The organism is Cellulosimicrobium cellulans, assembly GCF_006539945.1.
Taxonomy (GTDB): Bacteria; Actinomycetota; Actinomycetes; order Actinomycetales; family Cellulomonadaceae; genus Cellulosimicrobium; species Cellulosimicrobium cellulans.
The window spans coordinates 108374-120373 of sequence record NZ_BJNZ01000007.1; the positions used below are offsets into that span (position 1 = coordinate 108374).

The 12000-nt window shown below is 74.0% G+C and carries 10 protein-coding genes; 6 read left to right on the forward strand and 4 right to left on the reverse strand.

The genetic code is table 11. The features are described 5' to 3' along the window. The first annotated feature begins 14 nt into the window (after positions 1–14). Entirely contained in the window at positions 15–314 is a 300-nt protein-coding gene (locus CCE02nite_RS07620) for a Dabb family protein (RefSeq protein ID WP_141389059.1), read from the forward strand. Between the two features lie 166 nt (positions 315–480). Then, positions 481–1404, forward strand: coding sequence for an LLM class F420-dependent oxidoreductase (locus CCE02nite_RS07625; RefSeq protein WP_141389147.1), 924 nt, complete (start codon positions 481–483; stop codon positions 1402–1404). Positions 1405–1506: 102 nt separating this feature from the next. On the opposite strand, the gene CCE02nite_RS07630 is transcribed toward CCE02nite_RS07625, so the two are convergent. Further along, positions 1507–2505 carry a hypothetical protein gene (locus tag CCE02nite_RS07630; protein ID WP_141389060.1) on the reverse strand — a complete coding sequence of 333 codons (999 nt, stop codon included), beginning with the start codon at positions 2503–2505 and terminating at the stop codon, positions 1507–1509. Next, positions 2502–3146: an RNA polymerase sigma factor gene (locus CCE02nite_RS07635; protein WP_141389061.1), complete on the reverse strand. Its 645-nt coding sequence runs from the start codon at positions 3144–3146 to the stop codon at positions 2502–2504. The genes CCE02nite_RS07630 and CCE02nite_RS07635 overlap by 4 nt, the downstream gene beginning before the upstream one ends. A 677-nt stretch (positions 3147–3823) precedes the next feature. On the opposite strand from CCE02nite_RS07635, the gene CCE02nite_RS07640 reads away from it, so the two are divergent. From CCE02nite_RS07640 to CCE02nite_RS07655, 4 genes are all read left to right on the forward strand, one after another. Continuing rightward, a complete protein-coding gene (locus tag CCE02nite_RS07640) occupies positions 3824–5647 on the forward strand; it encodes a glycosyltransferase (RefSeq protein ID WP_141389062.1) in 1824 nt (607 codons plus the stop codon). Beyond that, positions 5644–6375 carry an efflux RND transporter periplasmic adaptor subunit gene (locus CCE02nite_RS07645; RefSeq protein ID WP_141389063.1) on the forward strand — a complete coding sequence of 244 codons (732 nt, stop codon included), beginning with the start codon at positions 5644–5646 and terminating at the stop codon, positions 6373–6375. Before CCE02nite_RS07640 ends, CCE02nite_RS07645 begins: the two co-directional genes overlap by 4 nt. Positions 6376–6458: 83 nt before the next feature. Beyond that, positions 6459–8555, forward strand: coding sequence for a glycosyl hydrolase (locus tag CCE02nite_RS07650; RefSeq protein ID WP_141389064.1), 2097 nt, complete (start codon positions 6459–6461; stop codon positions 8553–8555). Positions 8556–8679: 124 nt separating this feature from the next. Then, positions 8680–10014, forward strand: a complete 1335-nt coding sequence (locus CCE02nite_RS07655; RefSeq protein WP_141389065.1) for a uracil-xanthine permease family protein — start codon at positions 8680–8682, stop codon at positions 10012–10014. Between the two features lie 169 nt (positions 10015–10183). Here the strand turns inward: CCE02nite_RS07655 and CCE02nite_RS07660 are convergent, their stop codons facing one another. Both CCE02nite_RS07660 and CCE02nite_RS07665 read right to left on the reverse strand, forming a co-directional pair. Next, on the reverse strand, positions 10184–11143 hold the full coding sequence (locus CCE02nite_RS07660; protein WP_141389066.1) for a type IV toxin-antitoxin system AbiEi family antitoxin domain-containing protein: 960 nt from the start codon (positions 11141–11143) through the stop codon (positions 10184–10186). A 241-nt stretch (positions 11144–11384) separates the two neighbouring features. Next, positions 11385–11993, reverse strand: a complete 609-nt coding sequence (locus CCE02nite_RS07665; protein WP_141389067.1) for a GNAT family N-acetyltransferase — start codon at positions 11991–11993, stop codon at positions 11385–11387. Between the last annotated feature and the right edge of the window lie 7 nt (positions 11994–12000).

The following is a 12000-nucleotide window of genomic DNA, read 5'->3' on the forward strand; positions in this document are numbered from 1 at the left end:
CCTAGGGTGGGGGAGTGATCCAGCACACCGTCGCCTTCCGCCTCGTCCACCCCGCCGGCAGCGCCGAGGAGGCCGAGTTCCTCGGTACCGCGCGCAGCACGCTCACCGCGATCCCGGGGGTGCGGGACTTCACGGTCTCGCGCCAGGTGAGCGCCAAGAGCCCGCTGACCTTCCAGTTCTCCATGGTGTTCGACGACGACGCCGCCTACGCCGCGTACGACGCCCACCCGGACCACCGCGGCTTCGTCGCCGACCGCTGGGTGCCGGAGGTCGCGGAGTTCCAGGAGCTCGACCTCGTCCCGCTCGCTGACTGACTCCGCGGCGCCCTCGCGCCGAGGTAGAGGCGTGGTCATGACCAGGCCTCTACCTCGCGCGACCAGGCCTCTACCTCGCGCGACCAGGGCTCTACCTCGTGGGCCAGGGTTCTACCTCGCGGCATGGGGTGAACGCCCGGTGTGGCAGGGTGACGGCATGACCCAGATCGACCTGCGCATCTTCACCGAGCCCCAGCAGGGCGCCTCCTACGACGACCTCCTCGCGGTCGCGAAGGCGACCGAGGACCTCGGGTTCGACGCCTTCTTCCGCTCCGACCACTATCTCGTCATGGGCGACGGCGACGGGCTGCCCGGCCCGACCGACGCGTGGACGACGCTCGCGGGCCTGGCCCGGGAGACGAGCCGCATCCGGCTCGGCACGCTCGTGTCGTCGGCGACGTTCCGCCACCCGGGCGTGCTGGCGATCCAGGTCGCGCAGGTCGACCAGATGTCGGGCGGTCGCGTGGAGCTCGGGCTCGGCGCGGGCTGGTTCGCGCGTGAGCACGAGGCGTACGGCATCCCGTTCCCGGAGAAGCGGTTCGGGATCCTCGAGGAGCAGCTCGCGGTGATCACGGGGCTGTGGGAGACGCCGGTCGGCGAGACGTTCTCGTTCAGCGGCGAGCACTACACGCTCACCGACGCGCCGGCGCTGCCCAAGCCGGCCCAGGAGCGCGTCCCGGTGATCGTCGGCGGGCACGGCCCCCGCCGCACCCCGGCGCTCGCGGCCCGCTACGCGAGCGAGTACAACGCGGCCTTCCCGGACCCGGGCGTGCTGCCCGAGCGGTTCGAGAACGTGCGCGCCGCGTGCCTCGACTCCGACCGCGACCCCGACTCGCTCGTGTACTCGGCCGCGTTCGTCGTCGCGGTAGGCAAGGACGAGGCGGAGTTCCGCCGTCGGGCCGACGCGATCGGGCGCGAGCCCGACGAGGTGCGCCGCAACGGCCTGGCCGGCACGGTCGGCGAGGTCGCGGACAAGATCGCGGCCGCCGCCGAGCAGGGCGCCACCCGGTTCTACCTCCAGGTGCTCGACCTGCACGACCTCGACCACCTCGACCTCATCGCGAGCGAGGTCGTGCCGCAGCTGCCCTGACGCCCCCACGCCCGCGTCGCGACGAGCGGTCCGTCGCGACGCGGGGGAGGGTGACGGCCGCACCCGCACGGCCGACGTCGGCCGGCCCTCGGGCCGTGGGTGTCAGCCGTCGGTGGTCGGCCCGTAGACGGTGACCTGGAGGCTGCCGCCGACGAACAGGTCGACGCGCGCGCAGGTGACGCTCTCGTCAGGCACGCTCGTCGTCGGGAACGGGCCATCGACGGCCGTCAGGGCTTCGTCGGCGACAGCCCGGGCCTCCTCGAGCGAGACGCACCGGTCGGTGATCCCGCCCTTCAGCGCCGCCGCGACCCCGGCGACGAGCGAGTCCTCCAGGATCCCGTCCGAACTCGTCGTCCCCCCGACGACGATCGCGCGCCCGCCGACGTCGACCGTGACCTCGGCGCACACCTGTGCCCCGTCCACCGGCTCGGGCAGCGCGTCCCGCTCTTCGACGGACCAGGCCTCCAGCCCGAGCCGGTCCAGCTCCTCCTCGGCCCAGGCGACGCCCTCGGCGACGGTGCGGCACGTGCTCGCCCCGCCGTCGACCCGGTCGGTCACGCTCTGCTGCAGCTCGACCACGGCGGGATCCAGCGCCGAGGGGCCCTCGAGCCGCTCGACGCCGTCGGGCACCTGGTCGGCCGGGGCGACGTACGTCTGACCGTCCCAGGCGAAGGCCACGGGGTCCTCGATCGGCGGCAGGCCCTGCTCCGCGAGGAGCGTCGTGCAGTCCGCGTACGGGTCGCCGGTGAGCCAGGGCCCGGCCGCGTCGGCGTCCAGGCCTTCGGCGACGTCGGGGCTCCAGGCGCTCACGCAGGTGACGCCCTCGCCGGACGAACCGCGGAACGCCTGGATAGCCGCATACGCGACGCCGCCGCCTGCGAGCACCGTGGCGAGCCCGAGCGCGACCGCGCCCCGGCGTCCGATCCGGCGCCGACGAGACGGCGGAGCGGCGGGTGCCGCAGATGCCGCGTTGGTGGGGTCGAGCGTCGTGGTCATGAGGATCTCCTCCCGCAGGGCGGCGAACGCCGCCTCGTCCACGGCACCGAGACCCGCGCGTCGGGCCGGGTCCGCGCTGCGCAGCTGCATCATCGGGTCCGTCATCGTGCCTCCTCGGTTCCGGGGCGGGGCCGTCCCCACCCGCTGACCACGTGTCCGGTCGGGTCGTCCCGTTTCCTCTGCGTCGCGGACGTCGGTGCGCCGGGCGTGACGAGTCCGTCGAGCTGCTCCGCGAGCCGACGGCGGGCCCGGTGCAGGCGCACACGGACGGCGGCGCGCGAGATGCCGAGCACCAGGGCGATCTCGTCGCGCGCGAGCTCCTCCCACGCGACCAGGCGCAGCAGCTCCTGGTCGTCCGGACCGAGGCGCGCGAGCGCGCGCTCGACGTCGCTCACCTCGCCGGTCGGCGGTGGGGTGGCCTCCGCGACCTCGGCGCGGAGCCGGTCGGCGAGGGCGAGCCGACGCCGCGCGCCCCGGTGGAGGTTCGCGAGCACGCGGCGCGCGACGCCGAACATCCACGGTCGCGCGTCGTCGCCGGCGGGGACGTCGTCGATCCGTCGCCAGGCGACGAGGAACGCCTCGGCGACGACGTCGGCAGCGTCGGACGGGTCGGCCACGCGTCGCACCGCGTAGGCGAGCAGGGGGCGGTGCGTGGCCTCGAACAGAGCGGTGAACCGAGCCGTGCGGTCCTCGTCCGGCGGTGGGGCCGACGGGGTCCGCTCGGGCGGGCGGTCAGGGGCGGGCATCCGGGGTCCTCTCGACCGGGAGACGTAGACGACCGTCCCATGTCCGGGGCTCCCCGGTGCGTTACACCCCCCCGGGCGCGGCGGTGGTGGCCGTCCCGCGGCTCGCAGCGGCGCGGCCCTGGACGACCGACAGGCTCCCGCAGGGCGTCCACCAGGCGGGCGCCCGGCGCGTCGGCGCCGTGAATTCTCCGTTTCCGCCCGTGAACGGCGCGTTTCCGGGTCGTGCGGACCGCCGCGCGGGTGAGCGCTCACCGGATGGGGTGCGACGGCGTCGGGCCGGGACGGGAGCGGCGGCGCGCCAACGATCCGGGCCCGTCACGACGATGCGGCGTCCGCCCCGTGCGGGTCTGTTCACACGGGCCGCCGCGCGCCGACGCCGCGGTGAGGTCCTCTCAGGCGGCCCGTGACACGGGCGCCGTGCACCGCTACCTTCGGCGCAGACGACGAGGTGGCCCGCTCCGAGCGGGCCACCTCGATCCGTCTCCGGGTCCCTCCGCGCGAGGGTGCCCGGCAGGGGGCTCGACCAGCAGTGCCACGCACGCCATCACGACGCCGACGACGTCGCCGCACCCGGGCCCCCGAGGACCCGGCGGGCTCCCCGCTCGCCGCCGTCCGCCGTCTGCCCGTCCGCGACCCCCCGGGATCCCCGGATCCCGTCGAGAGCCGGAGGACACGCGATGGCCGTCTCCGAGTTCGACCGCCTGGTCGTCACGCCGCGCCGCACGCAGCACGTGCGGCCCGCCCCGTTCGGCCCGCGGGCCGACGCCGACCGTCCGACCGGCCCGCCGCGCGACGAGAACTCCGCCGCGCGCTCGCCGTCGCTCGTCATGATCATGCTGCTCGCGACGCTCGGCGTCGTCGCGTACGCGGTGTTCCTGCTCAACCCCGCGAACCGCGGCGACGCCCTGCCGTACGTCATGGTCATCACGGCCGAGTCGGTGCTCGTCGCCCAGGCGCTGCTGGCGATGTGGACCGTGCTGTCGAGCGGGTACGACCCGCGCGGGTTCTCGTTCCACCACGCGAAGGACCGCCTGTTCGACGTCCCCGAGATCATCCGCGACGGCGCCGAGGACGACCCGACGCGCTGGAACCTCTACCTCCACGACCGCCCGGTCACCGTCGACGTCCTCATCACGACCTACGGCGAGGACCTCGACACCGTCGCGCGCACGGTCCGCGCCGCCGTCGCGCTCCGCGGCACGCACCGCACGTGGGTGCTCGACGACGGCCGGTCCGACGACGTGCGCGACCTCGCCGCCCAGCTCGGCGCGCGCTACGTGCGGCGCCTGTCGAGCAACGGCGCGAAGGCCGGCAACGTCAACCACGCGCTCGCCATCGCCAAGGGCGACTTCTTCGTCATCCTCGACGCCGACTTCGTCGCCAGGCCCGAGCTCCTCGTCGAGACCGTGCCGTTCTTCGTCAAGGACGACGTCGCGTTCGTCCAGACCCCGCAGACCTACGGCAACCTCGACAACCTCATCTCGCGCGGCGCCGGGTACATGCAGGCCGTCTTCTACCGGTTCGTGCAGCCCGGCCGGAACCGGTTCAACGCCGCGTTCTGCGTCGGCACCAACGTCATCTTCCGCCGGGCCGCGATCGACGACATCGGCGGCATGCACACCGACTCCAAGTCCGAGGACGTGTGGACGTCGCTCATGCTCCACGAGCGCGGGTGGCGCACGATCTACATCCCCACGACGCTCGCCGTCGGCGACACCCCCGAGACCGTCGAGGCGTACACCAAGCAGCAGCTGCGCTGGGCGACCGGCGGGTTCGAGATCCTGCTCCGGCACAACCCGCTCAGCCCGCGCCGCACCCTCACGCTCGACCAGCGGCTCCAGTACACCGTCACCGCGACGCACTACCTCGCGGGCATCGCACCGCTCGTGCTGCTGCTCGTGCCTCCGCTCCAGATCTACCTCGACCTCACACCCATGAACCTCACTATCTCGTGGGGCACGTGGCTGCTCTACTACGCGGGGTTCTACGTCCTCCAGATCGCCATCGCGTTCTTCACGCTCGGGTCGTTCCGGTGGGAGGTGCTCATGCTCGCGTCCGTGTCGTTCCCCATCTACACCAAGGCCCTGTGGAACGCGCTGACCGGCAAGGAGCAGGCGTGGCACGTGACCGGGAGCACGGGCAAGGTCACGTCGCCGTTCAACTACATGATCCCGCAGGTGCTGTTCTTCGCGTTCCTGCTCGTGACGTCGGTGGTCGGGGCCTGGAAGGAGCGGGGCGACCCGATGCCGAGCCTCGCGCTCGCGTGGAACGTCACCAACACGCTGATCCTCGGGGCGTTCGTCGTGACGGCCCTCCGGGAGTCGCGGTCTGCCCGGCGCGCGGCGCGCTCCGTCCGGCGGCGAGGAGGGACGGCCGCGGCCGTCGTCGACGAGGCGTTGTCGGAGCGGCTCGGCGTCGAGGTGACGGTCGGCGTGGGGACGCGCGCCGGGAGGCGGCGGGCGCGCCGTGGCGGGAACACGTCGTCCGGAGGTGTCGCATGACCTGGTCGAACCGGATCCGTCTCGTGGGCGGACTGCTCGTGGTGGTGCTCGTGTGCGCGGCGCTCACGCTCGTGATGAACCGGCGCCTCGGGCAGGCGACGAGCACGACGGCCACCATCCGGGCGGAGGTGCTCGACGTCGGCAGCGACTACGCGGGGACCGTCACCGCGGCGGAGGTCGCCGAGGGGGACGAGGTCGCCGCGGGCGACCCGTTGTTCACCGTGAGCAGCCTGACGCTCCAGCACGACATCGCGCTCGGGCTCGTCAGCGCGGACACGTCCGCGTACCAGGTGGCGCCCGACGGGACGATCACGCTCGTCGCGCCCTACGACGCCGTCGTCACCCACGTCGCGGCCCGCGAGGGCGGGTTCGTCCAGGCGGGCGAGGTCGTCGCGTCGCTCGAGCGGGAGGGGTCGCTGTTCGTCGACGCCCGCCTGACGCTCGACCCGAGCGACTTCGCGCGCGTCCGCCAGGGTGCGGAGGTCACGGTCGTCCTGCCGAACCAGACGGAGGTCGCGGGCGAGGTCGCGTCGGTCGCGGTGCAGAACACCGCCAACCAGGCGGAGGCGACCGTCGAGGTCACGAGCGACGCGCTCGTGCGGGGGGCCGAGCACGGGCTCGTCGCATCGGGCACGCCGGTCACGGCGAGCATCGAGCTGCACGACGACGGCCCGCTCGCCGGGGTCGACGAGTCGTTCGGCGAGTTCCTCCGCAAGGTGGGGCTGTGACGCCCCGCCGAGGTCGACCCGTGCGTCGCGAGGTCGACCTGCCCAGAGTCGACCTCGAGCGCCCGGGCCGATCCCGCGGTGGGGTGCGCGCCACCGCCCCCGCCGTGCTCCTGGCGTCGGCGCTCCTCGTCGCCGGGTGCGGGCTGTTCGGGACGGACGCGTCGCCGGGGGCGACGGGAGCGCCGGGAGAGAGCGCCGCCGTCGGGCACCCCGCCGCGGACCTGACCGGCACCGTGCCCGACGTCGACCCGTCGATCCTGCCGCAGGAGTCGGTCGCGCCGATGCCCGCCGCGCGGCTCGCCGACGGGCTCGTCCCGCCGACGAACCGGTGGTTCTCCGGGCTCGTGTTCGGCGACGAGCCGCTGCCCGTGTTCCCCGTGCCGCTCGCGTTCGGCGTGACCGGTGGCGGCTTCGCGTTCGGCCTGCCCGACGTCCAGGTCACCGAGCAGTCGATCCTCGGGCCGTACGTGCCGCAGGTCGGCGTGGACGTCGGGGCGTCGTCGGTCGTGGTCACCGCCTACGACACCGCGTCCGTCACGCTCGACCTGCTCGACGGCGCAGGCTCCGTCCTGGGGGCCGTGACCCTCGTCGAGGGGTCGCCCGTGCTGCGGTACACCGCGGCGACGGACCAGACGGCGGCGCTCACCGTCGCCTTCGCCGCGACGGACGGGCTCGTGAGCACCGAGACCGGCGGGCGCGACTACGTGCTCGTCGGGGCGGACGACACGCTGTCGGGAGGCGGCCGGTCGCTCGACCTGGCGGCGGGAGACTCCGTCGCCTGGTTCCCCGTCCCCGACGACGCCCCGGACGGCGCGGTCGCGACGCTCGCCGAGGCGGCCGCGCACCCCGTGACGGGCACGACGCTCGCCTACGGCGTGGCGGACGACGCCGTCACCACGGCGATCACGTACGAGACCGACGGCGAAGCGCCCGGGCCGGGGACCGTCGTCGTGCGGCTGCCGCACCAGCGCGAGAGCGACGGCGCGACGTGTGGCCTCGGCACCTACGCGACCGTGCGCGGCACGGTCGACGTGTGCACGGCGAGCACGCTCGCGTGGACGAGCCCCGCCGTCGAACCCGCCGGGACGCTCGACGTGACCGGGCTGGGCGAGGACGAGACGACCGAGCTCGCCGAGCAGGTGCGGGCCGACGCGTCCGCGCGCGAGGCGGGGTCCCTCGAGGTGCCGTCGGACACGTACTTCGGGGGCAAGGCGCTCGCGCGCGACGCGAACCTGCTCGCGCTCGCCGAGCAGCTCGGGCTCGACGACGTCGCGGCCCCGCTGCGCGCCGACCTCGCCGCCGCGCTCCGCGAGTGGGCCGATCCCGCGGGCTGCGCGGAGCGCGACGCGCGCTGCTTCGTCTACGACCCGGAGGTGCGCAGCGTCGTCGGGAGGACGCCGTCGTTCGGGTCGGACGAGCTCAACGACCACCACTTCCACTACGGGTACCTCCTCTACGCCGCGGGCGTCGTGGCCGCCGACGACCCGGCGCTCGCGGCCGACCTCGCGCCCGTTCTCGACCTGCTCGCGGCGGACGTCGCGGCCGGTGCGGGCGACGGGGACTTCCCGGCGCTGCGCGTGTTCGACGCGTACACGGGTCACTCCTGGGCGTCGGGGTACGCGCCCTTCGCGGACGGGAACAACCAGGAGTCCGCGTCCGAGGCGGTGTCGGCGTGGAACGGGCTGGCGCTGTGGGCGCAGGCGTCGGGGGACACACCGCTCGAGACGCAGGCGCGCTGGCTGCTGTCCGCCGAGGCGGCGTCGGCGCGCGCGTACTGGACCGACTTCGACCGCGACGACCCGGCGATCGAGGGCTTCGGGCACACCGTGACGTCGCTCGTGTGGGGCGGCAAGCGCGACTGGGCCACGTGGTTCAGCGCCGAGCCGAGCGCGATGCTCGGCATCCTCGTGCTGCCGATGCAGCCCGTCGCCGGGTACCTCGCGGGCGACCCCGAGCGCATCCGGGCCAACCTCGACGAGGCGCTCGCGGGCCCGCGCGACGACCCGGCGTCGTGGGACGTGATGTTCGGCGACCAGCTCCTCCTGTACGCGGCGCTCGCCGGCCCGGACGACGCCGCGGCCGCCCTGGACGTCGCCCGCACCCTTCCGGTGGAACGCGTCGACGACGGCAACACCCGCAGCTACCTCCTCGCGTGGCTCCTGGTGCACGCGACGGCGTAGCACTGCCGACCGCCGAACCCGTGGCTGTCGCCGGGCCCGGCGACCTGGCGTGCGACGAGCCCGGGTTCGGCGGGCACTACCCTGCTCCGGGGGTCTTCACACGAACTTCACGGACGGGAGAGACATGAGCGCCATCGGGTGGCGGTTGCACGGGAACGGGAAGACGGTGGCGCCGGGGGACGTCGTCGACCCGGACGAGCGGCTGACCTGGCCGCGGACCATCGGGATCGGCATGCAGCACGTCGTCGCCATGTTCGGCGCGACGTTCCTCGTGCCGCTGCTCACCGGGTTCTCGCCGGCGACGACGCTGTTCTTCTCCGCGATCGGCACCGTCGGGTTCCTGCTCATCACGCGCAACCGGCTTCCCAGCTACCTCGGGTCGAGCTTCGCGTTCATCGCCCCGATCGGCGCCGCGACGGCGTCGCAGGGCCAGTCCGTGGCCGTCGGCGGCATCCTCGTCACCGGTCTCGTGCTGGCTGCGGTCGGCCTGCTCGTGCACGTCGCCGGCGCGCGGTGGATCGACATCGTCATGCCGCCGATCGTCACGGGCACGATCGTCGCGCTCATCGGCCTCAACCTCGCCCCGGCAGCCTGGGGGAACTTCCAGAAGGCGCCGGTCACGGCCGTCGTCACGCTGACCGCGATCATCCTCGTGAGCGTCCTGTTCAAGGGCATCATCGGCCGCCTCTCGATCCTCGTGGGCGTGGTCGTCGGCTACGTCGTGGCCGTGCTCCAGGGCGAGGTGTCGTTCGACGCGGTGCGCAAGGCCGACTGGATCGGGCTCCCCGAGTTCGTCACGCCCACGTTCGACGTCGCCGTGCTCGGCCTGTTCGTGCCCGTCGTGCTCGTGCTCATCGCGGAGAACGTCGGCCACGTGAAGTCGGTCGCGGCGATGACCGGCAAGAACCTCGACGACCTCACCGGCCGCGCGCTCTTCGCGGACGGCCTCGCGACCACGCTCGCCGGCGTCGGCGGCGGGTCGGGCACCACGACGTACGCCGAGAACATCGGCGTCATGGCCGCGACGCGCGTCTACTCGACCGCGGCGTACTGGGTCGCGGCAGCGACCGCGCTGGTGCTCTCGCTCTCGCCGAAGTTCGGCGCGCTCATCGCGACCATCCCCGCCGGCGTCCTGGGCGGCGCGGCGACGATGCTCTACGGCATGATCGGGATCCTCGGCGCGCGCATCTGGGTGCAGAACAAGGTCGACTTCTCCGACCCGGTCAACCTCACGACCGCCGCCGTGCCGCTCGTCGTCGGCATCGCCAACTTCACCTGGGCGGTCGGCGACCTCACGTTCGAGGGCATCGCGCTCGGCACCGGCGCGGCGCTCGTGATCTACCACCTCATGCGGACCGTCGCGCGGTGGCGCGGCACCACCCAGGAGCCCGCCAGCCCGGCGTCCGCCCCCGGCGGCGACGAGCCGATCGTCCACGACGCGGTCAAGGACGCCCGCTGACTCCACCGCCTGTGGAACCCCGGGTTCGGCGACTCACGTTGCCGAGCCCGGGGTTGCGCGTCATGGAGACGTCACCGTGACGCGCAACCCCGGGTTCGCGGGTCGACGGTGACCTCGAAACCGAGGTCGGGGCTGGTTGTTGCGGAGTGCGCGACAGGCGCCGTCCTCGTCACGCGGTGCGACGACGGCCTGCCGCGAGGAGTGCCCGTCGCACGGTGGTCGCCGAGCGCCCGGGCACGCGTGCGTCGGACGACGTGAGTCGGAGCAGCGCCGCGACGTCGGCGGTCACGAGGTCGTTGTGACGTTCCCGGTCGGCGAACGCGGCGCTCGGGGTGTCGTGGAACTCCGCGCCGTCGGCCTCGGCGACGACCCAGCGGCCGTCGTCGAGGCGCCAGCCGAGGTCGCCGCGCCGTTCCCGTCCGCTCGACCCCACCAAGGGGACCTGGAGCATGTCCGGCGGGACGCCGCCGTCGACGCAGTCGAGCCGCACCCAGGTCTCGAGCGGCGACTCGGACCGACCGTCCGCGAGCTCCCACCACGAGTGGGTCCGGGCGACGCGTCGCCGTCCGCGGGCATGGTCGTGCGCGCGGGCGAGCCCGTCGGACGAGAGCAGACCGAGGTGCAACGCCGAGTCCATGACGGACACCGCCCACGGGCGGTCGAGCTCGGGCACGGCCTGGGCCAGCGCCCACTCCGGTGCCGCCACGTACCGGCCGCCGACCCGCATGACGGTCATGCCGTCGTCGAACATGCGCAGCCGGATGCCGTCTCGCGACTCGAGAGACCGGGCACCGGGCAACGTGGCCTGGGGCACGACGCGTGCGGGCAGCCCTGCGACTCCGAGCAGCGCGAGCGCGCACGACCCGACCGCGATCGCCTCGGGCCCGAACGCGAGCAGCGCGGCCCACGCAGCACGCCGTCGGCGGTGATCCGTCGGCCTGGACGCGACCGGCGCGGGCTCGGTGTCGTGGACGCCCCGCGTGACGTGCGACCAGCTTCCGGTGCGCAGGAGACGACGCAGCACGTCGGGGCTCACGCCGGCGTCTCGGCACTGTCCCGTCGTGATGAGGCTCTCCTGACGGGACGCGATGCGGAGGGCCTCGTCCGGGACCAGAGTGCGTGCTGGCATGTCGAGATCACACTGCCGAACGAGCCCCGCACGCATCGGACCACCGGCGTCCTGTGGACGGGCCACTGCGGATGCGCTCCTGTGGACGCGCAGGATGCCTGCGCCACGCCAGAAGGGACCCCCTGCTGAGACGGGCCGCGGGACGCTCGGCGAGCCCGGGGTTGTCGGGTACTCGGCGGCGAACGTAGCCCGCAACCCAGGGTTCGGCGGGGACGGTGCCGCGGAAGGGGGCAGGGCCGGGTCAGAGAGGGAGGCCCAGGACCAGGCCCTCGTCGACGTCGAGGCGGGCGAAGCCGAGGTGCTCGTAGAAGCCGATCGCGGAGACGTTGTCCTCCGCGACACCGAGGTGGACGCCCTGGACCCCGGCGGCGCGCAGGGCGTCGAACAGGGCGGCCATCAGCCGGCGGCCGTTGCCGCCGCCCTGCGCGGCGGGCAGCAGGTCGACGTGGAGGTGCGCGGGGTAGTCGAGGAGCACCGAGGGGTCGGTGAGGTGCGGGCGGTGGATCTGGCGGACGAGCGCCTCGTCGCGGGAGCCCTCCGGGAAGCTGCCCAGCGGGTACCGCTCGCGCAGCGGCGGCCACCACTCCCGCTCGGACCGCGCCTCGAACGCGGCGGTGTCGCGTGCCCCCAGCACGTAGCCCGCGGCCACGCCGTCGGACTCGACGACGAACGCGAGCGACGGCTCGAGGGCGAGGTACGCCCCGAGGTAGACCTCGCCGAGCAGCCGCGGGTCGGTGTACAGCGCCGTCGCGTCCGCGCCGGACGCGCCGGTCCGCAGGCAGATCTCGTAGAGACGGTCGACCTCGTCGGGGTCGGTGGTCCGGGCAGGCCGGAGGGGCAGGGTGCTCATGGGTACC

Excerpts from the sequence above, each read along its gene's own strand:
- CCE02nite_RS07630 (WP_141389060.1), bottom strand. The coding sequence starts at position 2,505 with ATGACGGACCCGATGATGCAGCTGCGCAGCGCGGACCCGGCCCGACGC.
- CCE02nite_RS07635 (WP_141389061.1), bottom strand. The coding sequence starts at position 3,146 with ATGCCCGCCCCTGACCGCCCGCCCGAGCGGACCCCGTCGGCCCCACCG.
- CCE02nite_RS07640 (WP_141389062.1), top strand. The coding sequence starts at position 3,824 with ATGGCCGTCTCCGAGTTCGACCGCCTGGTCGTCACGCCGCGCCGCACG.
- CCE02nite_RS07645 (WP_141389063.1), top strand. The coding sequence starts at position 5,644 with ATGACCTGGTCGAACCGGATCCGTCTCGTGGGCGGACTGCTCGTGGTG.
- CCE02nite_RS07655 (WP_141389065.1), top strand. The coding sequence starts at position 8,680 with ATGAGCGCCATCGGGTGGCGGTTGCACGGGAACGGGAAGACGGTGGCG.
- CCE02nite_RS07660 (WP_141389066.1), bottom strand. The coding sequence starts at position 11,143 with ATGCCAGCACGCACTCTGGTCCCGGACGAGGCCCTCCGCATCGCGTCC.
- CCE02nite_RS07665 (WP_141389067.1), bottom strand. The coding sequence starts at position 11,993 with ATGAGCACCCTGCCCCTCCGGCCTGCCCGGACCACCGACCCCGACGAG.